This window comes from Kitasatospora sp. NPDC005748 (genome assembly GCF_040630735.1).
GTDB lineage: Bacteria > Actinomycetota > Actinomycetes > Streptomycetales > Streptomycetaceae > Kitasatospora.
The window spans coordinates 98475-121374 of sequence record NZ_JBEXYD010000006.1 but is presented as its reverse complement, the minus strand read 5'-3'; the positions used below and the strand labels follow the sequence as shown (position 1 = coordinate 121374).

At 73.0% G+C, this 22900-nt stretch carries 24 protein-coding genes; 13 read left to right on the top strand and 11 right to left on the bottom strand.

Translation table 11 applies throughout. From position 1 onward, the window contains the following. Positions 1–173 precede the first annotated feature (173 nt). Positions 174–779, top strand: coding sequence for a ScbR family autoregulator-binding transcription factor (locus tag ABZ495_RS07385; RefSeq protein WP_329488250.1), 606 nt, complete (start codon positions 174–176; stop codon positions 777–779). A gap of 30 nt (positions 780–809) precedes the next feature. On the opposite strand, the gene ABZ495_RS07380 is transcribed toward ABZ495_RS07385, so the two are convergent. The 4 genes from ABZ495_RS07380 to ABZ495_RS07365 form a co-directional block, all read right to left on the bottom strand. After that, positions 810–1433, bottom strand: coding sequence for a ScbR family autoregulator-binding transcription factor (locus ABZ495_RS07380; protein ID WP_329488249.1), 624 nt, complete (start codon positions 1431–1433; stop codon positions 810–812). 237 nt (positions 1434–1670) lie between these two features. Next, the gene (locus tag ABZ495_RS07375) at positions 1671–1883 is read right to left on the bottom strand and encodes an acyl-CoA carboxylase epsilon subunit (RefSeq protein ID WP_329488248.1); all 213 of its coding nucleotides are present in this window, start codon (positions 1881–1883) and stop codon (positions 1671–1673) included. Positions 1884–1943: 60 nt separating this feature from the next. Beyond that, on the bottom strand, positions 1944–3545 hold the full coding sequence (locus ABZ495_RS07370) for an acyl-CoA carboxylase subunit beta (RefSeq protein WP_329488246.1): 1602 nt from the start codon (positions 3543–3545) through the stop codon (positions 1944–1946). Positions 3546–3986: 441 nt separating this feature from the next. Beyond that, a complete protein-coding gene (locus ABZ495_RS07365; protein WP_359834855.1) occupies positions 3987–4382 on the bottom strand; it encodes a PLD nuclease N-terminal domain-containing protein in 396 nt (131 codons plus the stop codon). Between the two features lie 113 nt (positions 4383–4495). Between ABZ495_RS07365 and ABZ495_RS07360 the strand changes: the two genes are divergently transcribed. Then, the gene (locus ABZ495_RS07360) at positions 4496–5947 is read left to right on the top strand and encodes a menaquinone biosynthesis decarboxylase (RefSeq protein ID WP_329488243.1); all 1452 of its coding nucleotides are present in this window, start codon (positions 4496–4498) and stop codon (positions 5945–5947) included. Further along, complete coding sequence (gene mqnP / locus ABZ495_RS07355; RefSeq protein ID WP_359834927.1) at positions 5944–6852, top strand: menaquinone biosynthesis prenyltransferase MqnP; 909 nt, start codon at positions 5944–5946, stop codon at positions 6850–6852. Before ABZ495_RS07360 ends, mqnP begins: the two co-directional genes overlap by 4 nt. A 58-nt stretch (positions 6853–6910) precedes the next feature. Here the strand turns inward: mqnP and ABZ495_RS07350 are convergent, their stop codons facing one another. After that, positions 6911–7123 (bottom strand): DUF4287 domain-containing protein, encoded by a 213-nt coding sequence (locus tag ABZ495_RS07350; RefSeq protein ID WP_359803336.1) that lies wholly within the window; start codon positions 7121–7123, stop codon positions 6911–6913. 285 nt (positions 7124–7408) lie between these two features. Between ABZ495_RS07350 and ABZ495_RS07345 the strand changes: the two genes are divergently transcribed. Continuing rightward, on the top strand, positions 7409–8029 hold the full coding sequence (locus ABZ495_RS07345; protein ID WP_359803338.1) for a DJ-1/PfpI family protein: 621 nt from the start codon (positions 7409–7411) through the stop codon (positions 8027–8029). 10 nt (positions 8030–8039) lie between these two features. Here ABZ495_RS07345 and ABZ495_RS07340 read toward each other — a convergent pair whose 3' ends face one another. Beyond that, complete coding sequence (locus ABZ495_RS07340) at positions 8040–8534, bottom strand: GNAT family N-acetyltransferase (RefSeq protein ID WP_359834853.1); 495 nt, start codon at positions 8532–8534, stop codon at positions 8040–8042. A gap of 116 nt (positions 8535–8650) precedes the next feature. Here ABZ495_RS07340 and ABZ495_RS07335 point away from each other — a divergent pair, with 116 nt between their 5' ends. After that, entirely contained in the window at positions 8651–9538 is an 888-nt protein-coding gene (locus ABZ495_RS07335) for a hypothetical protein (protein WP_359834851.1), read from the top strand. Between the two features lie 31 nt (positions 9539–9569). Here ABZ495_RS07335 and gcvH read toward each other — a convergent pair whose 3' ends face one another. Continuing rightward, a complete protein-coding gene (gene gcvH, locus ABZ495_RS07330) occupies positions 9570–9968 on the bottom strand; it encodes a glycine cleavage system protein GcvH (RefSeq protein ID WP_359803342.1) in 399 nt (132 codons plus the stop codon). Between the two features lie 171 nt (positions 9969–10139). On the opposite strand from gcvH, the gene ABZ495_RS07325 reads away from it, so the two are divergent. Next, complete coding sequence (locus ABZ495_RS07325; protein WP_352286258.1) at positions 10140–10532, top strand: VOC family protein; 393 nt, start codon at positions 10140–10142, stop codon at positions 10530–10532. 15 nt (positions 10533–10547) lie between these two features. Here the strand turns inward: ABZ495_RS07325 and ABZ495_RS07320 are convergent, their stop codons facing one another. Both ABZ495_RS07320 and ABZ495_RS07315 read right to left on the bottom strand, forming a co-directional pair. Beyond that, on the bottom strand, positions 10548–11258 hold the full coding sequence (locus ABZ495_RS07320) for an MOSC N-terminal beta barrel domain-containing protein (RefSeq protein ID WP_359803343.1): 711 nt from the start codon (positions 11256–11258) through the stop codon (positions 10548–10550). 57 nt (positions 11259–11315) lie between these two features. After that, positions 11316–12059 (bottom strand): cyclase family protein, encoded by a 744-nt coding sequence (locus ABZ495_RS07315; RefSeq protein WP_359834850.1) that lies wholly within the window; start codon positions 12057–12059, stop codon positions 11316–11318. A 67-nt stretch (positions 12060–12126) separates the two neighbouring features. Between ABZ495_RS07315 and ABZ495_RS07310 the strand changes: the two genes are divergently transcribed. From ABZ495_RS07310 to ABZ495_RS07285, 6 genes are all read left to right on the top strand, one after another. Beyond that, entirely contained in the window at positions 12127–12780 is a 654-nt protein-coding gene (locus ABZ495_RS07310) for a UbiX family flavin prenyltransferase (protein WP_359834849.1), read from the top strand. A 141-nt stretch (positions 12781–12921) separates the two neighbouring features. Further along, complete coding sequence (locus ABZ495_RS07305) at positions 12922–13383, top strand: Lrp/AsnC family transcriptional regulator (protein WP_329488232.1); 462 nt, start codon at positions 12922–12924, stop codon at positions 13381–13383. Positions 13384–13387: 4 nt separating this feature from the next. Then, positions 13388–14350: a threonine/serine dehydratase gene (locus ABZ495_RS07300; protein ID WP_359834847.1), complete on the top strand. Its 963-nt coding sequence runs from the start codon at positions 13388–13390 to the stop codon at positions 14348–14350. Between the two features lie 62 nt (positions 14351–14412). Next, on the top strand, positions 14413–15576 hold the full coding sequence (gene mqnE / locus ABZ495_RS07295) for an aminofutalosine synthase MqnE (protein ID WP_329488230.1): 1164 nt from the start codon (positions 14413–14415) through the stop codon (positions 15574–15576). 125 nt (positions 15577–15701) lie between these two features. Continuing rightward, positions 15702–17000 (top strand): L,D-transpeptidase family protein, encoded by a 1299-nt coding sequence (locus ABZ495_RS07290; protein ID WP_359834845.1) that lies wholly within the window; start codon positions 15702–15704, stop codon positions 16998–17000. Between the two features lie 131 nt (positions 17001–17131). Continuing rightward, positions 17132–18076 carry a beta-ketoacyl-ACP synthase III gene (locus ABZ495_RS07285; protein ID WP_359803348.1) on the top strand — a complete coding sequence of 315 codons (945 nt, stop codon included), beginning with the start codon at positions 17132–17134 and terminating at the stop codon, positions 18074–18076. 272 nt (positions 18077–18348) lie between these two features. On the opposite strand, the gene ABZ495_RS07280 is transcribed toward ABZ495_RS07285, so the two are convergent. Then, positions 18349–18996 (bottom strand): TetR family transcriptional regulator, encoded by a 648-nt coding sequence (locus tag ABZ495_RS07280; RefSeq protein ID WP_329488227.1) that lies wholly within the window; start codon positions 18994–18996, stop codon positions 18349–18351. A gap of 426 nt (positions 18997–19422) precedes the next feature. Between ABZ495_RS07280 and ABZ495_RS07275 the strand changes: the two genes are divergently transcribed. After that, positions 19423–21789: a PQQ-binding-like beta-propeller repeat protein gene (locus tag ABZ495_RS07275; RefSeq protein WP_359834843.1), complete on the top strand. Its 2367-nt coding sequence runs from the start codon at positions 19423–19425 to the stop codon at positions 21787–21789. A 45-nt stretch (positions 21790–21834) separates the two neighbouring features. On the opposite strand, the gene galE is transcribed toward ABZ495_RS07275, so the two are convergent. Further along, positions 21835–22821, bottom strand: a complete 987-nt coding sequence (gene galE / locus ABZ495_RS07270; RefSeq protein ID WP_359803351.1) for a UDP-glucose 4-epimerase GalE — start codon at positions 22819–22821, stop codon at positions 21835–21837. Between the last annotated feature and the right edge of the window lie 79 nt (positions 22822–22900).

Sequence of the window (22900 nt, the reverse complement as noted above, 5' to 3'; positions counted from 1 at the left end):
GACGGGCGCCGATCCCCCCTGGATGGCGGCGTCGAGCGGGGGGCTAGATTAGATACCAACCATGCGGTTTGGGATGGCCCGTCCGCATGCGAGGCGTCGCACCATCGACGACGACGCCCTGAGAGCAGCCGGGCGAGCCGCGATCTCGCCGGCGCCGAGGCCGGAGGGGCCGAGTGGTCAAGCAGGAACGCGCGGGTCGGACCAGGCAGGCCGTCCTGCTCGCCGCGGCGGTCACCTTCGCGGACGCGGGGTTCGAGTCCGCCAGCCTGATCGACATCAGCCGCCGGGCGGGCGTCAGCAAGGGCGCGCTCTACTTCCACTTCGTCTCCAAGCAGGCACTCGCCGACGGCGTCCGGGCCGCGGCCGGGCGCGAGATCGGCTCGGCCGCGCTCCGCGCCCTGCGCGGTGGCGGACCGGCCCTCCAGGGCCTGATCGACTTCACGCACGAACTGGCCCGGCTGCTCCGCGAGGACGTCGTGGTCCGGGCCGGAGTCCAGCTCGGCCAGGGCGCCCGGGGCGGCTCGGACGCCTGGCACAGCCTGACCGCCGTGGTCCGGCGGCTGCTGGAGCGCGCGGCGGCGGCCGGCGAGCTGCGCCCGGGGCTGGATCCGCGCCCGGCCGCCGAACTGCTCACCACCCTGGCGGCGGGGCTGGTGCTGCTCGCCCCCGAGGACGCCGACCGGCTCCGCCCGGAGGCGGTGCGGAGCCTGTGGGGAGCGGCGCTGCCCGCGCTGGTCCCGGGGGACCGCTGCGCCGCCTACCGGACCTGCGCGCCGTAGCGCCGCACCCCGCGATCGGCGGCCGCCGGATCAGCCGCCGCCCGCGCCCCGCTCGGCTACGCTGAGCCGGGCGAGTGCGTGCGGCTGGACCAGGCCCGGCAGCAGCAGCGTCCAGAGGTCGGTCATCCGCTGGAGGAGGTCCCGGCGGCCGGCCAGCACCTGGGAGCTCAGCTGGATCCCGGTCACCGCCCCGGTGATCACCCCGGCCGCCGCCGCGACGTCCAGGCCCGGGTGCAGGTCGCCGGCCTCCCGGGCCTGCTCCAGCAGCGCGCGTGCCGCGTCCGACCAGCCCTGGTAGGCCTCGATCTGCGGCTGGGTGAAGCTGCCGTGCTCGATCGTCAGCCGGATGCTGCCGCGCACCAGCGGATCGTCCAGCAGGGCGTGGGCGAAGGCGTACCCCAGGTCGATCAGGGTCTGCACCGGGCTGTCGGAGGTCGGCCGCCAGGTGGCGAGCCAGTCGGCCTGGCCCTCGATCACGGCCAGCGCCAGCTCCTCCTTGGAGTGGAAGTGGAAGTACAGCGCCCCCTTGGTGACACCGGCCCGCTCCAGGATGTCCGCCATGGTGGCCGCGGCGTAGCCGCGTTCGTCGAAGACTTCGGCCGCGGCGAGGAGCACCGCCTGGCGGGTCGCCAGTGCCCGGGCCTGCCTGGCCATCGCAGCCTCCCTGGGTAGTTCGCACGCTCCGGCAGCGGCTGATCCTAGGGCCGCGACGGCGCGGAGATCACATACCGTCCAGTAGGTATTCTACCGAGCCGCCCCGGGCCCGACCGGGACCGTCCGGGGCCGGGACGGGTCCGTCCGGGCCCGGACGCCCGGTGAGCGGGGCCCCGGTACGCCGACGGCCGGCCACCCGGGGAGGGTGGCCGGCCGTCGGGCGGGCGTGTCGGGCCGTCAGGCGGCCTGCTGCCAGCTGACCGGCGAGTAGTACGCCGGGCGGCGCTCCAGGCGCTGCCAGCTGGCGATCGGCTCGATCGGGGCGGCGGCGGCCGCGGCCTGCTGGGCGGCCGCGGCGCGGGCCAGCAGGACGGCGGTCAGGGCGGCGAGTTCCTCGTCGTCGAGGGAGCCGCGGACGATACGGACGAGAGGTTCGGCGGAAGCGGTCATGATTCGGTTTCTCCCCCGGCGCAAGTGTGGTGTGTGGTCGGTGGCGTGGTAACCGCGGTGCTACATCGGCGGGTTGCCGTGCTTGCGGGACGGCAGGTCCGCGTGCTTCGTCCGCAGCATGGCCAGCGAGGAGGCCAGGACCTGGCGGGTCTCGGCCGGGTCGATGACGTCGTCCACGAGGCCGCGCTCGGCCGCGTAGTACGGGTGCATCAGTTCGTTCTTGTATTCCTTGATCTTCTGCGCCCGCATCGCCTCGGGATCCTCGGCGCCGTTGATGTCCCGGCGGAAGATCACGTTGGCGGCGCCCTCGGCGCCCATGACGGCGATCTCGTTGGTCGGCCAGGCGAACGAGAGGTCCGCGCCGATCGAGCGGGAGTCCATCACGATGTACGCGCCGCCGTAGGCCTTGCGCAGGATGAGCTGGATGCGCGGCACGGTGGCGTTGCAGTAGGCGTAGAGGAGCTTGGCGCCGTGCCGGATGATGCCGTCGTGCTCCTGGTCGACGCCGGGCAGGAAGCCGGGCACGTCGAGCATGGTGACCAGCGGGATGTTGAAGGCGTCGCACATCTGGACGAAGCGCGCGGCCTTCTCGCTCGCGTTGATGTCCAGCACGCCGGCCAGCGACTGCGGCTGGTTGGCGATGATGCCGGTGACGTGGCCGTCGATCCGGGCGAGCACGCAGAGCACGTTGGTGGCCCAGCGCTCGTGGACCTCCAGGTACTCGCCGTGGTCGACGATCTCCTCGATCACCTTGCGCATGTCGTACGGGCGGTTGCCGTCGGCCGGCACCAGGTCGAGCAGCACGTCGTTGCGGCGGTCCACCGGGTCGTCGCTGACGACCGTCGGCGGCATCTCGCGGTTGTTCTGCGGCAGCAGCGAGAGGAGGTAGCGGACCTCCTCGATGCAGGACTGCTCGTCGTCGTACGCGAAGTGCGAGACGCCGGAGACCGCGGAGTGGACGTCGGCGCCGCCGAGGCCGTTCTGGGTGATCTTCTCGCCGGTCACCGCCTGGACCACGTCCGGGCCGGTGATGAACATCTGCGAGGTCTCGCGGACCATGAAGATGAAGTCGGTCAGGGCCGGGGAGTACGCGGCGCCGCCGGCGCACGGGCCGAGCATCACCGAGATCTGCGGGATGACCCCGGAGGCCCGGGTGTTGCGCTGGAAGATGCCGCCGTAGCCGGCCAGGGCGGTGACGCCCTCCTGGATGCGGGCGCCGGCGCCGTCGTTCAGCGAGACCAGCGGGGCACCGGCCGCGATGGCCATGTCCATGATCTTGTGGATCTTCTGCGCGTGGGCCTCGCCCAGGGCGCCGCCGAAGATCCGGAAGTCGTGGGCGTAGGTGAAGACGGTCCGCCCGTGCACGGTGCCCCAGCCGACGACCACGCCGTCGGTGTGCGGCTTCTTGGCCTCCAGGCCGAAGCCCTGGGCGCGGTGCCGGCGCAGCGGCTCCACCTCGCGGAACGAGCCCTCGTCGAGCAGCAGCTCGATGCGCTCGCGTGCGGTCAGCTTGCCCTTGGCGTGCTGGGCCTCGGTGGCCTTCTCGCTCGGGCCGCGGCGGACCTGGTCGCGCAGTTCGTGCAGCTCGGCGACCCGCCCGTGGGCGTCGGCCGCGATCTCGGGGATCTCGTCGCCGACCGGCGCCTCATGCACAACCGTCATCTCGAACCACTCCAAGGGTGAGGGAACTGTCCGACAGCCAACGTCTGCTGTGCCCCCGGCTGCGAATCACTTTCTTCACTTATGACTGTACGAGGGGCCGCACGCTGGTTTCGGCGTCGATTCCGTACAAGGTCGGGTCCGTTTAGATGTCAGGGCTGCACAGAAACCGGTCGGTGGGACTGCGTACGGTAGGTGTCCGTTCGATTACCCGAAGCCGTCGTCACGACTTGCGGAAGATGATCTGAACATGAGGGAACGTGCAGGTCAGGGGCGTGCGCCGAGGGGCCGGGCGGGGCACCCCGCAGAGGGCCGGCGACGGCCGCCGGGCGGTCGCGGCCGGCGCGGCGCAGCGGGTCGGGGCGTCCGCCACTCGTAGGGATGCGCCAAAAACACCGCAGCCCACCCGGAACCGGTCCGGCTGGGCTGTCCGGGGTAGCCGGGTCAGCTCTTCCGGCCGTCCTCCGGCTCGTCCTTGCCGCGCAGCTCCTCCTCGCGGCGGCGCAGATCGGCCTCCCACTGCTTGAGCATGTCCTCGTGCTTCTTGTCGTCCTTCTTCAACGAGGCGAGGAACTCGGGGTCGTCGTCCGGCGCGAGCGGCCGGCCGCCGCGCGGGCGCTCGTACTCCGGGGAGCCGCCGTGGCCGCCGGCCACCGCCGCGCCGCGCCGCTTGCCGGCCACCAGCCAGGCGATCGAGCCGACCAGCGGGAAGAGCAGCACGATGATCACCCAGACCACCTTGGGCAGGTGCTTCACCTCGTCCTCGGGCGTGGTCAGGCAGTCGATGAACGCCCACACCCAGAGGGCGAGCGGGAGTACGAAGGTCAGGATCCTCAGCACGGCGGCGATCTCCCCCGGCGACGGCGGTTTGCGGCGGGCGGCCCGGAAGCGGTGGACGGCTTCACGGGGGCCCTTGACCGAGCCAGGCTATCGGGTGGCGGATACTGGCTGGCATGGCATACGACGATCTCCGCTCGTTTCTGCGGGCCCTCGACCGCGAGGGCGATCTCAAGCGCATCAAGGCCGAGGTGGACCCCCATCTGGAGATCGGCGAGATCGTCGACCGGGTCCAGAAGGCCAAGGGCCCGGCCCTGCTGTTCGAGAACGTCAAGGGCTCGTCGATGCCACTGGCGATGAACGTCTTCGGCACCGAGGCCCGGCTCGCCAAGTCGCTCGGCCTCAAGGGGCCCGAGGACATCGCCGAGAAGATCGCGGGGCTGCTCAAGCCGGAGCTGCCGCAGGGCTTCACCGGCTTCCGGGACGCCTTCGGCAAGCTCGCCTCGATGGCCCACGTGCCGCCGAAGAACGTCAAGGACGCCCCGGTCCAGGAGGTCGTGCTCACCGGCGACGACGTCGACCTGGACGCCCTGCCGGCCCTGTTCACCTGGCCGCTGGACGGCGGCTCCTTCTTCAACCTGGGCCTGACCCACACCAAGGACCCGGACAGCGGCGTGCGCAACCTGGGCCTCTACCGGCTCCAGCGGCACGACCGACGGACCATCGGCATGCACTGGCAGATCCACAAGGACAGCCGCAACCACTACGCGGTGGCCGCGAAGCGCGGCGAGCGGCTGCCGGTCGCGATCGCCTTCGGCTGCCCGCCGGCCGTCACCTACGCCGCCACCGCGCCGCTGCCCGGTGACATCGACGAGTACCTGTTCGCCGGCTTCGTGGCGGGGGAGCGGGTGCGGATGGTCGACTGCAAGACCGTCCCGCTGCAGGTCCCGGCCGACGCCGAGGTGGTGCTGGAGGGCTGGCTGGAGCCCGGCGAGATGCTGCCCGAGGGTCCGTTCGGCGACCACACCGGCTTCTACACGCCGCAGGAGCCCTTCCCGGCGCTGACGATCGACTGCGTGACGATGCGCCGCCGGCCGATCCTGCAGTCCATCGTGGTCGGCCGGCCGCCGACCGAGGACGGCCCGCTGGGCAAGTTCACCGAGCGGTTCTTCCTGCCGCTGCTGAAGATCATCATCCCGGACATCGTCGACTACGACCTGCCCGAGGCCGGCGGCTTCCACAACTGCGTGATCGTCTCGATCGACAAGAAGTACCCCAAGCACGCCCAGAAGACGATGCACGCCATCTGGGGCGCCCACATGATGTCGCTGACCAAGCTGATCATCGTGGTGGACTCCGACTGCGACGTGCACGACTACCAGGAAGTCGCCTGGCGGGCCTTCGGCAACGTCGACTACAGCCGGGACCTCACCGTCGTGGAGGGCCCGGTCGACCACCTCGACCACGCCTCCTACCAGCAGTTCTGGGGCGGCAAGGCCGGTATCGACGCGACCCGGAAGCTGCCCGAGGAGGGCTACACGCGCGACGGCGGCTGGCCGGAGATGGTCTCCTCCGACCCGGCCACCGCCGCCCTGGTGGACCGCCGCTGGAAGGAGTACGGGCTCTGATGAGTACCGCCGCCGCCCTCCCCGACGTCCCGCCCGGCAAGGTCAAGGCGTTCCTACGGCTGGTGATGATCGAGCACTCGGTCTTCGCCCTGCCCTTCGCCTACATCGCCGCGCTGACGGCCATGTTCCTCGCCGACGAGCGGGTGCACTGGGCCGAACTGTTCATCGTCACGGTCTGCATGGTCGGTCTGCGGACCTTCGCGATGGCCGCCAACCGGATCATCGACCGCGAGGTCGACGCCCGCAACCCGCGCACCGCCGGGCGCGAACTGGTCACCGGCGCGGTGTCGGTGAAGACGGCGTACATCGGCTCGGCGGTCGCGCTGGTGGTCTTCCTCGGCGCCGCCGCACTGCTCAACCCGCTCTGCCTGGCGCTGGCGCCGGTCGCCGTCGTGCCGATGGTGGTCTACCCGTACGGCAAGCGGTTCACCGACTTCCCGCAGGCGATCCTCGGCCTGGCCCAGGCGATGGGCCCGGTCGGCGCCTGGCTCGCCGTCACCGGCTCCTGGTCCTGGGACGCGGTCGTGCTCGGCGTGGCGGTGGGCATCTGGATCGGCGGCTTCGACCTGATCTACGCCTGCCAGGACGTCGCCTCCGACCGGTCGGGGGGCGTGCGTTCGGTACCGGCGCGCTTCGGCGTCCCGGCGGCGATCCGCAGCGCCCGCGCCTGCCACGTGCTGACCACGCTGCTGCTCGGCTGGTACGCCGTGCTGACCGACGCCGGTCCGGCGTTCTGGGTCGGCCTGCTCGTGGTGGCCGGGGCGTTCGTCTACGAGCACACCATCGTGAAGCCCCACGACCTGTCGAAGCTGAACCGGGCGTTCTTCCAGACCAACGGCTTCGTCGGCATCTCGCTGTTCTTCTTCGCCCTGGTGGACCTGCTCCTGCGCGGTCTGGGGACCTGACCCGGATCCGCTCGTGCCCGGCCGGGACCCGGACGCCCCGGCCGGGCCCCGGCCCGTCCTACCGGCCGGCGTCCTCGTCGAGGGTGTGCTTCACCAGGGCGTTGGCGTGGCCGTGGCCCAGACCGTGCTCGGACTTGAGCCAGCCGACCAGTTCGCCGTGCCTGGTCAGCGGCGAGGAGCGGATCAGCTCCTGCCAGTGCGCGACCGGCCGGCCGTACGTCTTCTCGATCGACGGGAAGTAGCTGGCGGGGCCCTTCACGGACGCGGTCACGGGAGTCTCCTGTCGGGGTGTTCGGTCGCCTTCGCGCGGTGTTTCCGAAAGTTGGACCGGAGCGGACCGCCGAACTCATCGGTCCGCCGGAGTGACCCGCGTCACAGGGGCGCCCGGTATGCGCTCGGCCCGGCGCAGGACGGCCTCCGGGCCGCCATCGGGGCCGGGTTCGACGCGCTGCGCTGACGGCCCCCGGTATTCCCCCGCGGCCGCGCGATCACTCCATCCCGTGAACCCGGCCGCGCGACCGACCGGCCCGGGCGGGGCCGCCGTTACGCTGCGCCCATGGACATCGTGATCCCGCTCTTCGACCGTTTCGAGCCGCTCGACGCGATCGGGCCGTACGAGATCCTCGGCCATGTCCCGGGCGCCGAGGTGCGCTTCGTCGCGCCCGAGCCGGGGCGGGTCACCGATGCGCTGGGGGCGCTGACGGTCGACGTCCCCACCCGGTACTCGGAGATCGGGTCCTGCGACGTGCTGCTCGTCCCCGGCGGCGCCGGGGCCCGGGCGCTGGTCGCCGACGAGGACTTCCTGGACTGGGTCCGGGCGGTGCACGGGGAGAGCGGGTTCACCACCTCGGTCTGCACCGGCGCGCTGGTGCTCGGCGCGGCCGGGCTGCTCAAGGGCCTCACCGCCACCACCCACTGGGCGGCGGTCGCCGAGCTGGAGGCCCATGGCGCCACCTACACCGCCGAGCGGGTCGTCCGCCACGACCGGATCATCACCTCGGCCGGGGTCTCCGCCGGCATCGACATGGCCCTGCGGCTCGCCGCCCTGCTCACCGACGACCTCACCGCCCAGGCCATCCAGCTGTACACCGAGTACGACCCGCGACCCCCGTTCGACACCGGCTCGGTGGCCAAGGCCCCGGCCGCCGTCCTGGAGCGCACCCGCACGCTCGGCTGAGGAGCCGCCGCTACCGTGGGGCGTCGAGGCCGCGCCGGTAGCGCAGACCGGGGCGGCTGTCGACGACGGTCTCCCCGGTCACGGTGAACCCGGTCCGCCGCAGCACCGCCCTCGACGCCGGGTTGTCGATCGTGGTGACGGCGGTGAGTCCGGTCAGGCCGTACTCGACGGCGGCCAGGCGGCACACCTCCTCGACGCCCGCCGTCGCCGCGCCCCGGCCGGCGGCCCGCTCGCCGATCCGGTAGCCGAGTTCGGCGCTCCCGGCCGCCACGTCCACCAGGTTGACCCGGCCGAGCAGCTCGCCGCGCTCGTCGACCAGGAGGTGGAAGTGGCAGGCCCCGGTGTCCTGTTCGGCGAGCAGCGCGCGGTGTCGGTCGGCGAACGCCGCGAAGTAGTCGTCCCCGCGGTCGGGGACGGAGCGGGCGAAGTACTCCCGGTTCTCCCGTTCGAAGGCCAGCAGGGCCGGCGCGTGGTCGGCCCGCAGTCGCTCCAGTCTCGTCGTCATGCCCCGAGAGTAGGGGGGCGTCGACCGGGCGTCCGCCCGTAGGCCGGCTCGCGGACCGCCGCCTCGCCGCTCCCTAGACTCGGAAGATCGTCGACCGGTCGGACGGGAGAGCACGCATGGGTACTGCCAGGATCGCGGTCGTCACCGCCACCGCCGCCGCGGAGTACGACGCCGACCTGCCCCTGATCGTGGACGCCCTGCGGGCGGGCGGCCTGGCGGCCGAGGCGGTGCCCTGGGACGCGGCCGCCCCGGGGTGGGGGGAGTTCGACCTGGCGGTGGTCCGGTCGACCTGGGACTACGCGGAACGCCTCGACGAGTTCCTGGCCTGGGCCGACACGACGGCCCGCGTCACCCGGCTGCGCAACCCGGCCCCGGTGGTGCGCTGGAACAGCGACAAGCGCTATCTGTCGGTGCTCGCCGAGCGCGGCGTCCCGGTCGTGCCGACGCGGTTCGTCGCCCCCGGCGACCGCTGCGACGAGGCGGACTTCGACCTGGCCCCGGGGGTGGTGGTCAAGCCCGCCGTCTCGGCCGGGGCGCAGGACACCGCCCGCTACGAGCCCGGCCGGGCCGCCGACGCGCTCCGCCACGCCCGGATGCTGCTGGAGCGGGGGCGGACGGTGATGGTGCAGCCGTACCTGCCGCTGGTGGAGGAGGGGGAGCGCGCGCTGGTCTTCATCGCGGGAGCCTTCAGCCACGCGATCCGCAAGGGGCCCGTGCTGACCGAGCCCGGGGTGATCGACAACGACCGGATGCCCCACCCCGGCGTCACCCCGTACCTGCCGACCGAGGCGGAACTGCGCACCGCCCGAGCGGCGTTGGCGGCCGTCCCGGCGCCGGACGCCCTGCTGTTCGCGCGAGTGGACCTGGCGCTGAACGACGCCCGCGAGCCGGTGGTGATGGAACTGGAGCTGATCGAGCCGAACCTGTTCCTGCGGAGCGCCCCGCAGGGTCTGGCACGCCTGGTCGACGCGGTGGCCGCCGAGAGCCGGCGGCCGGCCGGGTAGCCCGCCGCCGTGCCCCGGGGCCGGACGGCGGCTACTCGGCCGTCTCGGACGTGATGTAGTCCTGGTACTCGGCCGCGGTCAGCAGGCCCTCCGGGCCGCTGCCCGCCGCCGGGGTGACCTCGATGATCCAGCCCTCCTCGTACGGGTCCTCGTTGAGCAGCTCGGGGGAGTCGTTCAGTTCCTCGTTCACGACGCTCACCGTGCCGCCCAGCGCCATGTAGAGCTCGCTCACCGACTTCACGGACTCCACGCTGCCGAACGGCTCGCCGCCCTCGAACACGTCGCCCTGCTTGGGCAGTTCGACGAAGACGATGTCGCCGAGCTGCCTCTGGGCATGGTCCGTGATGCCGATCCGCAGCCGGCCGTTGTCCAGGGACCGCACCCACTCGTGGTCCCTGGAGTACTTCCGGTCGGTCGGGATGTTCGTCATGGGGCTCTCCGAGGTTTCGTCGCCGCGTGGCTGACGGTGCGCCAGCCGCGCGGACGAGCCTGCTACAGACCCCGGGGCCCGGCCGGGACGTTCACTCGCAGGAGTGAGTCCCACCCTCCGGCCCGCGGAGGACAATGGCGGCGAACCGCCCGTCCGTCACCAGGGAGCGCCGTGATCGGCACACTGCAGTGCATCGTCCTCGACTGCCCGGAGCCGGCCGTGCTGGCCCGGTTCTACGCGGCCCTGCTCGGCGGCGAGGTGGACCGGCCGGACCCCCGGTGGTCGCTGGACGGCGCGTGGTCGACCCTGCACGTCGGGGGCGGCCCGGTGCTCTGCTTCCAGGGCGTGGCCGACCACCGGCCGCCGCGCTGGCCCGACCCGGCCCACCCGCAGCAGGCGCACCTGGACATCGACGTGCCGGACCTCGACCGGGCCGAGCGGGAGGTCCTCGCCCTCGGTGCCACCCGACTGGGAGACGCCGGCGGTTGGAGGATCTACGCCGATCCCGCCGGCCACCCGTTCTGCCTGCTCCCGGCCGCCTCCGGGAGTGGCCCGCGGGCCTGACGGGAGCGGCCGGACTCAGCCGAGTGACAGTTCGTCACCGACGCTCAGGCGCCCGGGAGCCACCACCTCGGCGAGGGCGTCCAGCCGGCCGTCGTGGGCCTGGACGATGGCCTTGAGGATCTCCGGGGCGTGCGGCAGGCCGGGCTGGGCGACGGTGGTCATGGCGCAGCGCTCGCTGGCCCGGACGAAGGAGAGCCGGGCACCGGTGCCGGCGCCGCCCTCGCGGCCGAACCAGCCGTCCTCGACGAACGGCGGGGTGCCGGGTGGTGTCCGCAGCAGGATGTTGGGCCGGAACCGCCGCACGTCCACGACGACGGAGGGCGCGGCCCCGCAGACCCAGTCCAGGGTCGCGGTGGTGAGCACGCTGACCGGCAGCTGGTCGAAGTGCGAGACGGCGTCCTCGCGGGCGAGCGCGACGTCCGGGCGCTGGAGGTAGGCGCGCAGGAAGGCGGTGGAATCGGCGACCGGCCGGCCCAACGGGTCGAACAGCTCGGGGCCGTCGAGCCGGCGGCCGAGCCGGGAGGAGAGCCGCAGCAGGCCGTCCATCCGGCGGAAGCGTCGGGTGTTCTTGCCGGAGCCCAGCTTCCCGGCGCCGTCGCGCACCGCGTAGAGGCGGTCGCCGGCCAGGCCGCGCTCGTCCAGCTCGACGGAGTCGAGCCGCTCGCCGCCGGTGGACTTCACGGGGTAGCGCCAGAGCTGCTCGATCACTCCGATGATCTCTGCCATGGCGCGCAAGCGTAGCGGCGCCCGCCGGGGATGGTCTAGACCAAGTGCCAACGAGCGTCAGCCCAGTCGCGCCACCGCCCGGATGGGCGCGCCGTCGGCGGCCACCAGACGCAGCGGGAACAGCGACACCTCCACCGGCCGGCCGGCCTGCTGGGCGTCCAGCAGCGCCCGCAGATCGGTCAGGTTCTCGGCGATCACGCCCCCGCCGGAGGCCCCGAGCAGCACCCGGTGCGCGGCCAGCGTGGGCTCCGGGGCGGCGGGTTGGTCGTGCTCGTCGGTCAGGTCGGCCAGCAGCGCGGCGACCGCCGGGTCGCCCGGGCCCGGGTCGGGGGTGGGGTCGACGCTGAGCGCGTCCACCCCCACCGTCCGCACCCCGGCGGCGACGATCGCCTCGGCCGCCGCCGCGCTCAGGCAGGGATGGGCCAGGTAGGCGTCGGTGCCCCAGTGCCGGGCCCAGCCGGTGGCCAGCAGCAGCACGGTGCCTTCGCCCGCCCGCTCCAGCGCCGGGGCGAGCTGCTCCGGCGTCACCTCGGCCCGCGGCTCCAGCCCCCGCAGGTCGGCGACGACGGCGGGCCCGGTGAACCGCTCCAGCGGGAGCCCGTCCAGGGTGGGCCAGGTGACGTCCACGTGGTACGGCGCGTCCACATGGGTGCCGGACTGCGAGCCGAGGTGCACGGCCAGCACGTTCACCCCGGCGGTGGCGGTGGTGAGCACGGGCGTCAGGACGACGGCCGGATCGCCGGGGTAGACCGGCATCGCGGTGGTCACCTGATGGGTGAGGTCGACGAGGGTCGCTGCCATGGCGCCCATCCTCGCAGGGGTGAACGCGGATGGGCCCGTCCCGGGGGCCGCCGTATAGAAAGGGGCCATGGGAACAGAAACGCGTCAGCCATGGGTGGTCGGGGTCTCGGGCGCCTCCGGTACGCCGTACGCCGCCTCGGTGATCCGGGCGCTGCTCGCCGCCGGGGAGCCGGTGGACCTCGTGGTCAGCCGGGCCGCCCGGCTGACCATCCTGGACGAGACCGGGATCTCCTTCCGGGACGCGCACTGGCGCGCCGACCTCGCGGCCTGGGTGGGCGGCGACGAGGGCCTCGACGACGTCCGGTACTGGTCGTCCGGGGACTTCGCGGCCGGGCCGTCCAGCGGCTCCTACCCGGCCAAGGGCATGCTGGTCGTCCCCGCGACCACCGGCGCGGTGGCCGGGATCGCGCTCGGCCTGAGCAAGGACCTGCTCCAGCGGGCCGCCAGCGTCACCCTCAAGGAGCGCCGGCCGCTGGTGGTCTGCGTCCGGGAGGCGCCGCTCAACGGGGTGACCCTGAAGCACCTGGTCGAGCTGGACGCGCAGGGCGCCGTCGTGCTCCCCGCCTCGCCCGGTTTCTACGCCGGCGGCTCCACCGTCCGCGAACTGGTCGATTTCGTGGCCGGCCGGGTCCTGGACGCCGTCGGCGTCCCGCACACGCTGTACCGGCGCTGGGAGGGCGAGTTGGGCGCGGCCGCCCGCCCGGCAGGCCAGGGCGGGTGAAGGCCGGTCCCGGGGGGAGTGGGCGGCCCCGGGGCAGGAGAGTATGTTCTCTGCGATATCCGGGTTGTTCCGCGCACGGCGCCTTTGAATCCGGATAATGATCTGTGGGTCTGGTGAGGTTCGGAAGGACGCGGACGGTATATGGACACGGTGGACAGACAGCTCATCCAGGCGCTCCGGGAGAACGGCCGCGCGTCCTACGCCGAGCTGGGCCGACTGGTGGGCCTCTCCGGCCCGAGCGTCACGGACCGGATCAACCGTCTGGAGCAGGCGGGGGTCATCACCGGCTACCGCGCGACGGTCAATCCGGCGTCGCTCGGCTTCGGCGTCACGGCCCTGATCGGCCTTCAGCTCACCGACGCGGCCGACCACGAGGACGTCGCGTTCCGGCTGAAGGACCTCGGCGAGGTCGAGGACTGCTGGTTCATCGCCGGTGACGACTCGTACATGCTCAAGGTCCGGGTCTCCGACGTGGAGGGCCTGGAATCGGTGGTCAAGCGGATCTCCGGCACGAAAGGCGTGGCCCGGACCCGTACGACCGTCGTACTCTCCACGAAGTGGGAGAACCGGGTGAGCGAACTCCCGATGGTCGAAGGCGAGTAACACGATGGCACTGGTCGGTCTGGAGGAGCTGCGCGCGGCTCGGCAGCGGATCGCCGGGGTGGCGGTCCGCACCCCGCTGGTCCCCGCCCCCTGGGCGGGCGACGGCGAGCGCCGGCTCTGGCTCAAGCCGGAGAACCTCCAGCCGACCGGCGCCTTCAAGACCCGCGGTGCCTACAACCGCCTCGCCGCGCTCGACGACGAGGAGCGGACCCGCGGTGTGGTCGCCCAGTCCAGCGGCAACCACGCCCAGGCGGTGGCGTACGCGGCCGGGCTGCTCGGCATCAAGGCCGTGATCGTGATGCCGGACACCTCGCCGGCGGTCAAGGTCGAAGGCACCCGCTCGTTCGGCGCCGAGGTGCTGCTGGTCTCGCCGGAGGAGCGGGACACCGTGCCCGGCGAGCTGGCCGAGCGGCACGGCTACGTCTGGGTGCCGCCCTACGACGACCCGTACATCATCGCGGGCCAGGGCACGGTCGGCCTGGAGATCGCCGAGGATGCCCCGGCCGAGCTGGACACCGTGCTGGTGCCGGTCAGCGGCGGCGGCCTGATCTCCGGCGTCGCGGCCGCCCTCAAGCTCACCCGCCCGGGCATCCGGGTGGTCGGCGTCGAGCCCGAGCTGGCCGCCGACGCCCAGGCCAGCCTGCGGGCCGGCGAGCGGCTGGCCTGGCCGGTCGCCGACACCTACCGGACCATCGCGGACGGGCTGCGCACCCCCTCCGTCGGCGAGCTGCCGTTCCAGCATCTCACCGCGTACGTGGACGACATCGTCACCGTCACCGAGGACGAGATCCGCGCCACGGTGGCCGTGTTGGCCCGGCGCGGCCGGCTGGTCGCGGAGCCCTCCGGCGCGGTCGCCCCGGCGGCGTACTTCCACCGCGCGGGCGAGATCGGTGGCCGCGCGGTGGCCGCCGTGGTCAGCGGTGGGAACATCGATCCGGCGCTGCTCGCGGAGCTGCTCGCGGCGTGACGCCGGCATAGGCGTACGCTCGGTCCGGCAACGATTCGAAGTCGGAGGAGGCGGGGCACCGCATGGACGCAGGGCTCAAGCGCGAGCTGGAGGCGAAGGTCTACGCGGGTGAGCGGCTGACCCGCGAGGACGGGATCGCGCTCTACGAGAGCGACGACCTGGCCTGGCTGGGCGGTCTGGCCCACCACGTGCGGACGCGGAAGAACGGCGACGTCGTCCACTTCAACGTCAACCGCCACCTCAACATGACCAATGTGTGCAACGCGTCCTGCGCGTACTGCTCGTTCCAGCGCAAGCCGGGCGAGAAGGACGCGTACACGATGCGCATCGAGGAGGCCGTCCGCCTCGCCAAGGCGATGGAGGTCGACTCCCTCACCGAGCTGCACATCGTCAACGGGCTGCACCCGACCCTGCCGTGGCGCTACTACCCGCGCTCGCTGCGGGAGCTGAAGGCGGCCCTGCCGAACGTCTCGCTGAAGGCCTTCACCGCCACCGAGATCCACTGGTTCGAGAAGATCAGCGGCCTGCCGGCCGACGAGATCCTGGACGAGCTGATCGACGCCGGCCTGGAGTCGCTGACCGGCGGCGGCGCGGAGATCTTCGACTGGGAGGTTCGCCAGCACATCGTGGACCACGACACCCACTGGGAGGACTGGTCGCGGATCCACCGCCTCGCGCACAGCAAGGGCCTCAAGACGCCCTCCACCATGCTGTACGGCCACATCGAGGAGCCCCGCCACCGGGTCGACCACGTGCTGCGGCTGCGTGAGCTGCAGGACGAGACCGGCGGTTTCCAGGTCTTCATCCCGCTGCGCTACCAGCACGACTTCCACGACTCCAAGGACGGCGTCGTGCGCAACAAGCTGATGGCGCGCACCGAGATGGCCACCGGCGCCGAGGCGCTGAAGACCTTCGCCGTCTCCCGGCTGCTGTTCGACAACGTGCCGCACGTCAAGGTCTTCTGGGTGATGCACGGCGTCACCACCGCGCAGCTGGCGCTCAGCCACGGCGCGGACGACATGGACGGTTCGGTCGTCGAGTACAAGATCACCCACGACGCGGACAACTTCGGCACGCCGAACAAGCTCGGCCGCGACGACCTGCTCGGGCTGATCCGGGACGCCGGGTTCCGCCCGGTGGAGCGCAACACCCGCTACGAGGTCATCCGGGAGTACGACGGCCCGGACCTGACGCGCCGGGAGACCCCGCAGGCGATGCGCCTCTGACCGGTCCCCGACCGGCTTCCACCGCCTCCCGGGCCGCCCGTCGGCCCGGGAGGCGGTGTTCTTCACCGGGTCCGCACAGGCCCCCGGGTTTCCCAACCGGGTCCGGGTTTGGCAGGATCAGCGCCATGTCCGGTTCCCATCGCGCCACCGCGTACCCGTCGTACGAGCCGATGCACGAGCCGGTGTACGAGGTGCCGCAGCAGTCCTACGGGGTCTACGAGCAGCAGTCCCACCAGGGCTGGGACGCTCCCGCGCAGGCCGTGGCCGACCCGAACCAGCCGTTCCACGACGGCTGGAACGGCTACCCGCAGCAGGACCACTGGAACCACCAGGCCCACCAGAACCACCAGAACCACCAGGCCCACCAGAACCACCCGGACCACCAGGCGGTCTACGTCCCGCAGGCCACCGCCGCCGAGGGCTACGACGCCTACGACCGGCCGTTCCAGCCCCAGCCCGCCGAGCCGGTGGCGCCGCTCGCCGCCGCACCGGTCCGGCCCCGGGGCCAGGCACCCGCGGCCGCCCCGGCCGCCGCCGCGGCCGGTCCCCGGGCGGCCGCCCGCGGCCACCGCCGCAAGCCCAAGAAGAAGCGCGGGGGCAAGGCCGTGACCGCCGGCACCGCGCTGCTGCTCGCGGCCGCCGCGGGCTGGTACACCGTCGGCCAGGACTCCGGCCACCCGGGCGTGACCGCCGCCGACGGCCCCGGTCCGGAGGGGGTCTCCGCCCCGGACCAGCCCTCCCCGGCCGCCGCCGCGCCGGCCGCCCAGGCCGCGAGCGACCGGCACACCGGGGCCCCCGCCGCCGACCGCAGCGAGTCCCGCCCGGACGGCTCGGTGGCCGCGATACCCGGTCTGGGGGCCGCCTTCACCGCGCGGATACCCGCCGAGACCACCCAGGTCGTGCTCGCCTCCGGTCAGGACAAGGACGCCAACCGGACCGCCGTCACGCTCTGGACCCGCACCGCCGAGGGCCGCTGGCTGGCCGGCGAGACCTGGCAGGGGCACAACGCCAACAAGGGCTGGACCACCGACCACAACGAGGGCGACCTGCGCAGCCCGATCGGGGTCTTCTCGCTCACCGACGCGGGCGGCCGCAACGCCGACCCCGGCAGCCGCCTCCCGTACGACAAGGACGCCAACTTCGTGGTCTCCGGGAAGGGCTTCGCGGGCGAGTCGCTGGCCGGCTCCTTCGACTACGTGATCGCGATCAACTACAACCGGGTGCCCGGCAACTCGCCGCTCGACCCGCGACGCCCCAGCGGTTCCTCCAAGGGCGGCGGCATCTGGATCCACGTCGACCACGGCGGCCCGACGCACGGCTGCGTCTCGGTGCCCGAGGACAAGATGGCCCAGCTGATCCGCACCCTCGATCCGGCGGCCCATCCGGTGATCGTGATGGGTGACTCGGCCTCACTGGCCGCCTGAACCGGCCGTCCGGGCCGCCGCCACTCCCCAGGCGCCGCAACGGCCCTTGTCGGCCTCCTACAGCTTCCGGGGGCGGATCCTGTAGCCGGTCGCGCCCCGCTGACCAGCGGGTAACCCGGTTGAGTGGCTGTATGAGCGGTTCGCGCATTGTGGCACTCGGCCACTACCAGCCCCCCAAGGTCCTCACCAACGACGACCTGGCGGTGCTGGTCGACACCGACGACGAGTGGATCCGCAGCCGGGTGGGGATCCGGACCCGCCACATCGCCGAGGGTGAGACCCTGGTCGACCTGGCCACCGAGGCGGCCCAGAAGGCGCTGGCCAACAGCGGCCGCTCGGCCGCCGAGATCGACCTGGTCGTGGTCGCCACCTGTACCGCGGTCGAGCGCAGCCCCAACACGGCCGCCGCCGTCGCCGCCCGCCTCGGCGTGCGCGCGCCCGCCGCCTACGACATCAACACGGTCTGCTCGGGCTTCTCCTACGCGCTGGCCACGGCCGACCACGCGATCCGGGCCGGTGCGGCCACCCGCGCGCTGGTGATCGGCGCCGAGCGGATGTCGGACACCCTCGACTGGACCGACCGGACCACCTGCGTGATCTTCGGGGACGGTGCCGGCGCGGCGGTGGTGGAGGCCCAGGAGGACGGCGCCGAGCCGGGCATCGGCCCGGTGGTCTGGGGCTCGGAGCCGGAGAAGAGCGACGCCGTGGTGATCACCGGCTGGGATCCGGTGATCAGCCAGCAGGGCCAGTCGGTGTTCCGCTGGGCCACCACCCAGATCGCCCCGCTGGCCCGGAAGACCTGCGAGAAGGCCGGCATCGACCCGTCCGAGCTCAAGGGCTTCGTGCCGCACCAGGCGAACCTGCGGATCATCGACGCGATCGCCGCCAAGCTGGGCGCGCCCGACGCGGTGGTCGCCCGGGACGTCGTGGTCTCCGGCAACACCTCGGCGGCGTCCATTCCGCTGGCCTTCTCCAAGATGGTCGAACGCGGCGAGCTGTCGCCCGGCGACCCGGTGCTGCTGTTCGGCTTCGGCGGCGGCCTGGCGTACGCCGGTCAGGTCGTCCGCTGCCCCTAGCGGCCCCCTGACGCCCAGGGGCACCCCAGGGCGCCCCTGGGCGCCCGCCACGGCCCCTTCCGGCCCCCGGGCGTCCCCGGAGGCCCGGAAGCCCCCTCTCACACGCGCATGCCGGTGGGCGGGCACCCTGCACGGGTGCCCGCCCACCGGCATGTCTGGCACGCTGCGGCACGTCGGCGGACCTCCCCCGAGGACACGGCCGCCGTCCGTCGTTCCCCGGACAGGAGGCCGGGGCTGCGTGCGGAGCGGATGGGTGGGTAGGCGGGATCGGTCTACTTGGGCGGCTTCTTGCCGGTGACACCCAGGTACACCAGGGGAGCGAGGTTGGGCTTCAGGTCCTTGACCTTGACGCCCCACGAGGTGAACGCCTTCTGGTGCTCGGCCGCCGAGGCGAGCAGCGAGACCAGCGAGCCGGCGACGGCGGCCGGGTCGAGCGACTTGTCGGCCTGGCCCTTCGTCTGGAGCTCCTTGACGGCCTCCGTGAGGGGCTTGGCGACCGCGTTGAGGACCGTCATGCGGATCTTGAAGAACCGCTTGTCCCCTTCGGCGGCACCGAGCGTGACCACTCGGAGAATGGCGTCGTTCTTGCGCCAGAAGGCGAGGAATCCGTCGACCAGTTCTTCCGAAGTGGTCGTGCCGGACTTCCCTGCCCAGGACTTTCCGGCCACCAGCTCTTTGAGGGTGTCGGAGTCCTTGGCCATTTCCTCGGCGATTTCGAGGACTGCGCCCTCGACATCCGGGAAGTACTGGTAGAAGGTCGCGGGGGAGGTACCCGCCATACGGGCGACGTCGATGACCTTGACGTCCCGATAGGGCGACGTGCTGAGCATCTCGCGGAGGCAGTCGAGCAGCTTCTGCCGCGTCTCCTGTCCGCGTCGCCCGGCGACGCGACCGTCGACGGTGCGAACTTGTCCTGTCATGCCGTCAGCTTACCGTGGCACGATCTTGGCGCGATTCGGTGATGCGACTATTACTCCGCACGGGGGGTTGCTATAGGGGGCGTGAACGACTTCGGACGGATATTCACCGGGCTCCGGAGGCGCCTGTTGAAGCCCCCCCGTGTGCTTATGACCCCACAGCGTGACGGACCCTCCGCTGAGGGGTGGTCGAGTGACAGAGCGTGACGATCGCGGCCGGATCCGAGGTGCCCGAAAAAGAGTTGCGGGTATCTCGTGTGCAAGCCGCAGGCGGAGCGGGCGTCAGAATCCGGCCGTTCCGGCGGCACTGACCGGACGGTGAGCCGGAGGGGCCTCTGGGCGGGGGAGGTTGGAGTTGACCGGGGCGGCATTGGAGAATCGGCTGCGGCACCCCGTGGCGGGTGCGGAAGACGGGGAGGTGGCAGCGGAGTGGACCAGCTGACGGCGCACGATCCGAGGCGGATCGGGCCCTTCGAGGTGCTGGGGCGGCTCGGCGCGGGCGGGATGGGCCTGGTCTACCTGGCGCGCTCCGCGTCCGGCCGGCGAGTGGCCATCAAGACCGTCCGGGGGGAGCTGGCCGAGGACGAGCTGTTCCGGGTCCGTTTCGCCCGGGAGATCGCGGCCGCCAAGACGGTGGGCGGGTTCTACACCGCCGCCGTGGTCGACGCCGACGCCGACGCCCGGGTGCCCTGGCTGGCCACCGCGTACGTCCCGGCGCCGTCCCTGGAGGACCTGGTCACCGAGTGCGGGCCGCTGCCCGCGGGGGCGGTGCGCTGGCTGGTGGCGGGCATCGCGGAGGCGCTCCAGTCCATCCACGCGGCCGGGCTGGTCCACCGTGACCTCAAGCCCTCCAACGTGCTGGTGGTCGAGGACGGTCCGCGGGTGATCGACTTCGGCATCGCCGCCGGCGTCTCCAGCACCCGGCTCACCATGACCAACGTCGCGGTCGGCACCCCGGCGTACATGTCGCCGGAGCAGGCCCGGGACAGCCGTGGCGTCACCGGTGCCAGCGACGTCTTCTCGCTCGGGTCGCTGCTGGTCTTCTGCGCCACCGGGCACCCGCCGTACCGGGGCGCCAACCCGGTCGAGACGGTCTTCCAGCTGCTGCGCGACCAGCCCGACCTCTCCGGCCTGCCGGCCGAGCTGGTGGACCTGGTGCGCGCCTGTATGCGGCCCTCCCCGGAGCACCGGCCCTCGCCGGCGCAGATCCAGGCCGAGCTGGCCCCGCACCTGTTCTCCCGTGACGACGCCTCGGGCGAGGCGGGGGACTGGCTGCCGGCCAACGCGCTGGAGCTGATCGAACGCAAGCGCGGCCGCCGCCCGGCCCCGGCGCCCGCCCCCGCTCCGGCGCCCGCGCCGGTGCCGCCGCAGCCGGCCCCGCCGCCCCACCCGCACCAGCCGCTGCCGCCCCAGCGCCCCGCGCAGGACGACCCGCGTACCCGGCATCCGGCCGAGCGGTACGCGCCGCCCGCGCCCGGGCCGGTGCACGCGTTGCCCGGGCCGGACCCCGAGGCCGCCACCGAGAAGCTCGCCGCCCCCCGCCGCCACCGGGCCCCGGTCGCCGGGGAGAGCGCCGCCGAGGTCCGGCTGCCCGGGGCCTCGGTCCGGATAGGCCCGGGTCCGCGCGCCGAGCAGGCCGGGCCGGGGGCCGCGCCCGCCGAGACGGACTGGGTCCGCCGGGCCACGCCGCCGCCGGTCCAGGCCGCCCGCTGGCGCCCCTGGCGGTTCCGGATGTCCAACGACGTCTGGGGCACCCCGGTGGTCGCCGACGGCACGCTCTTCGTCTCCAGCTTCGAGGTGCACGCCCTGGACGTCGCCTCCGGCCAGCGCCGCTACAAGACCCGGGACGTCGCCTGGGCGCTCGCGGTGGACGCCGGCCGGGTGCACGCCGCCGACGGCCCGCACCTGTACACGGTGGACGTCGCGGACGGCACCGAGCGCTGGCGCAACTCGCTGGACGGCTGGGTCTACTCGCTGGACGCCGCCGACGGCGTGCTCTGCTGCGGCGTCCGGGGCGGCGGGGTGCAGCTGCGCTCGGCGGCCGGCGGCGCCGAGCTGTGGCGCGCCGACGACGCCCAGCAGGACTACGAGAACCCGCAGTCCGGGCCGGCCCTGGTGGGCGGCGCCGCGTACTACTACGGCGGCGGGCGGCTGCGCTGCGTCGATCCGCGCGGTGCGGGCCTGCGCTGGTCCTTCCCGGTGGGCGAGGACGTGCCGTCGCGCCCCGCCGAGCGGGCCGGCGTGCTGTACGTGACGGCCGGCACCCGGGTGTACGCGCTGGACGCGGCCAGCGGCGCCGAGCGCTGGCGCTTCGAGGCGCCGGTGGTGCTCTTCACCCCGCCGACGCTGGACGCGGACGCGGTCTACGTCGCCGACTACCTCGGCACGGTCTACGCGCTCGACGCGTCGACTGGCCGGGACCGCTGGCGCGCCGCCACCGGCAACCGGCAGGGCGCCGAGCCGGTGGTCGTCGGGGACGGCATGGTGCTGGTCGGCAGCGGGGACGTGCTTTACGCGTTCGAGGCGGCCACCGGCCGGGAGCGCTGGCGCTACACCGCGCGGGGCGAGATCGTCGGCTCGCCGGCGGTCGCCGACGGCCTGGTCCACCTGGGCAGCCGCGACCACTCGCTGCACACCCTGGACCTGGTGAGCGGTCAGCTGCGGTGGGAGCTCGGCACCAAGGGCGAGCTGACCGGCTCGCCGGTGGCGGTCGGCGGGCGGGTCTTCGTCGGCAGCAAGGACCGCTGCGTGTACGCGCTGGACGCCTTCTACGGCACGGCGGTGCCCTCGCACTGAGCCGCCGTCCCGAACGCCCCGCAGGCGGGACCCCGAGGACCGGCCCTACCGCCTGCGGGCCCCCGGGTGCCGGGCGCACCAGCCCTCCCAGGCCGAGGTCACCATCTCCTCGACCCCGTGGCGGGCCGTCCAGCCCAGCTCGCGGTGGATCAGCTCGGCGGAGGCGACCACCCGGGCCGGGTCGCCGGCGCGGCGCGGGGTGACCTCGCCGGTGGTGTCGTAGCCGGTGACCCGGGCGATCACGTCCAGCATCTCCCGGACGCTGACGCCCTCGCCGCGGCCGATGTTGAGGACCAGCGAGGTCTCGCCGGGCGGGTCGGCGGCGAGCCGCCGGGCGGCCGCCACGTGGGCCGAGGCGATGTCCCGGACGTCGATGAAGTCGCGGACGCAGGTGCCGTCCGGGGTGGGGTAGTCGGCGCCGAAGATCAGTGGCGCGCGCCCGGCGGTGAGCCGTTCGAAGACCATCGGGATCAGGTTGTAGGCGCCCTCGTCGGAGAGCTCGGGCGAGGCGGCGCCGGCCACGTTGAAGTAGCGCAGCGAGACGGTGGAGATGCCGTGCGCCCGGCCGACCGCGGACACCAGCCACTCGCCGGCCAGTTTTGTCTCGCCGTAGGGGTTCATCGGGGCGCAGGGGGCCGTCTCGGTGACCAGCTCGACGTCGGGCATGCCGTAGACGGCGGCGGAGGAGGAGAAGAGGAAGCGCGGCACCCCGGCCTCGGCGACGGCCTCCAGCACGTTCTGCAGGCCGGTGAGGTTCTCCCGGTAGTAGAAGAACGGCCGCTCCACCGACTCGCCGACCCGCTTCTTCGCCGCGAAGTGCAGCACGCCCGCGATGTCCTGGGAGCGCAGGGCGGTGTCCAGCGCGGCGCGGTCCAGGGTGGAGCCCTCGATCAGGGTGACTCCCCGCGGCAGCCGGGCGCGGTCGCCGGTGCTGAGGTCGTCCAGTACCGCCACCCGCTCGCCGGCCTCGACCAGCTGGTGCACCACGTGCCTGCCGATGTACCCGGCACCACCGGTGATCAACCAAGTCATGGCGTGAATCCTAGGGCTTGTCCGCCTTGCCCCAGGTCGTGCCCGGTGACGGGCGCGTCGGGGCAATGATTCGGACATA

Bases quoted from the DNA above. Each gene is read 5' to 3' on its own strand.
- ABZ495_RS07380 (WP_329488249.1), bottom strand. From the start codon at position 1,433: ATGGCCAGGCAGGCCCGGGCACTGGCGACCCGCCAGGCGGTGCTCCTC.
- ABZ495_RS07375 (WP_329488248.1), bottom strand. From the start codon at position 1,883: ATGACCGCTTCCGCCGAACCTCTCGTCCGTATCGTCCGCGGCTCCCTC.
- ABZ495_RS07370 (WP_329488246.1), bottom strand. From the start codon at position 3,545: ATGACGGTTGTGCATGAGGCGCCGGTCGGCGACGAGATCCCCGAGATC.
- ABZ495_RS07360 (WP_329488243.1), top strand. From the start codon at position 4,496: ATGGCATACGACGATCTCCGCTCGTTTCTGCGGGCCCTCGACCGCGAG.
- ABZ495_RS07345 (WP_359803338.1), top strand. From the start codon at position 7,409: ATGGACATCGTGATCCCGCTCTTCGACCGTTTCGAGCCGCTCGACGCG.
- ABZ495_RS07340 (WP_359834853.1), bottom strand. From the start codon at position 8,534: ATGACGACGAGACTGGAGCGACTGCGGGCCGACCACGCGCCGGCCCTG.
- ABZ495_RS07335 (WP_359834851.1), top strand. From the start codon at position 8,651: ATGGGTACTGCCAGGATCGCGGTCGTCACCGCCACCGCCGCCGCGGAG.
- gcvH (WP_359803342.1), bottom strand. From the start codon at position 9,968: ATGACGAACATCCCGACCGACCGGAAGTACTCCAGGGACCACGAGTGG.
- ABZ495_RS07320 (WP_359803343.1), bottom strand. From the start codon at position 11,258: ATGGCAGAGATCATCGGAGTGATCGAGCAGCTCTGGCGCTACCCCGTG.
- ABZ495_RS07315 (WP_359834850.1), bottom strand. From the start codon at position 12,059: ATGGCAGCGACCCTCGTCGACCTCACCCATCAGGTGACCACCGCGATG.
- ABZ495_RS07310 (WP_359834849.1), top strand. From the start codon at position 12,127: ATGGGAACAGAAACGCGTCAGCCATGGGTGGTCGGGGTCTCGGGCGCC.
- ABZ495_RS07305 (WP_329488232.1), top strand. From the start codon at position 12,922: ATGGACACGGTGGACAGACAGCTCATCCAGGCGCTCCGGGAGAACGGC.
- ABZ495_RS07300 (WP_359834847.1), top strand. From the start codon at position 13,388: ATGGCACTGGTCGGTCTGGAGGAGCTGCGCGCGGCTCGGCAGCGGATC.
- mqnE (WP_329488230.1), top strand. From the start codon at position 14,413: ATGGACGCAGGGCTCAAGCGCGAGCTGGAGGCGAAGGTCTACGCGGGT.
- ABZ495_RS07290 (WP_359834845.1), top strand. From the start codon at position 15,702: ATGTCCGGTTCCCATCGCGCCACCGCGTACCCGTCGTACGAGCCGATG.
- ABZ495_RS07285 (WP_359803348.1), top strand. From the start codon at position 17,132: ATGAGCGGTTCGCGCATTGTGGCACTCGGCCACTACCAGCCCCCCAAG.
- ABZ495_RS07280 (WP_329488227.1), bottom strand. From the start codon at position 18,996: ATGACAGGACAAGTTCGCACCGTCGACGGTCGCGTCGCCGGGCGACGC.
- galE (WP_359803351.1), bottom strand. From the start codon at position 22,821: ATGACTTGGTTGATCACCGGTGGTGCCGGGTACATCGGCAGGCACGTG.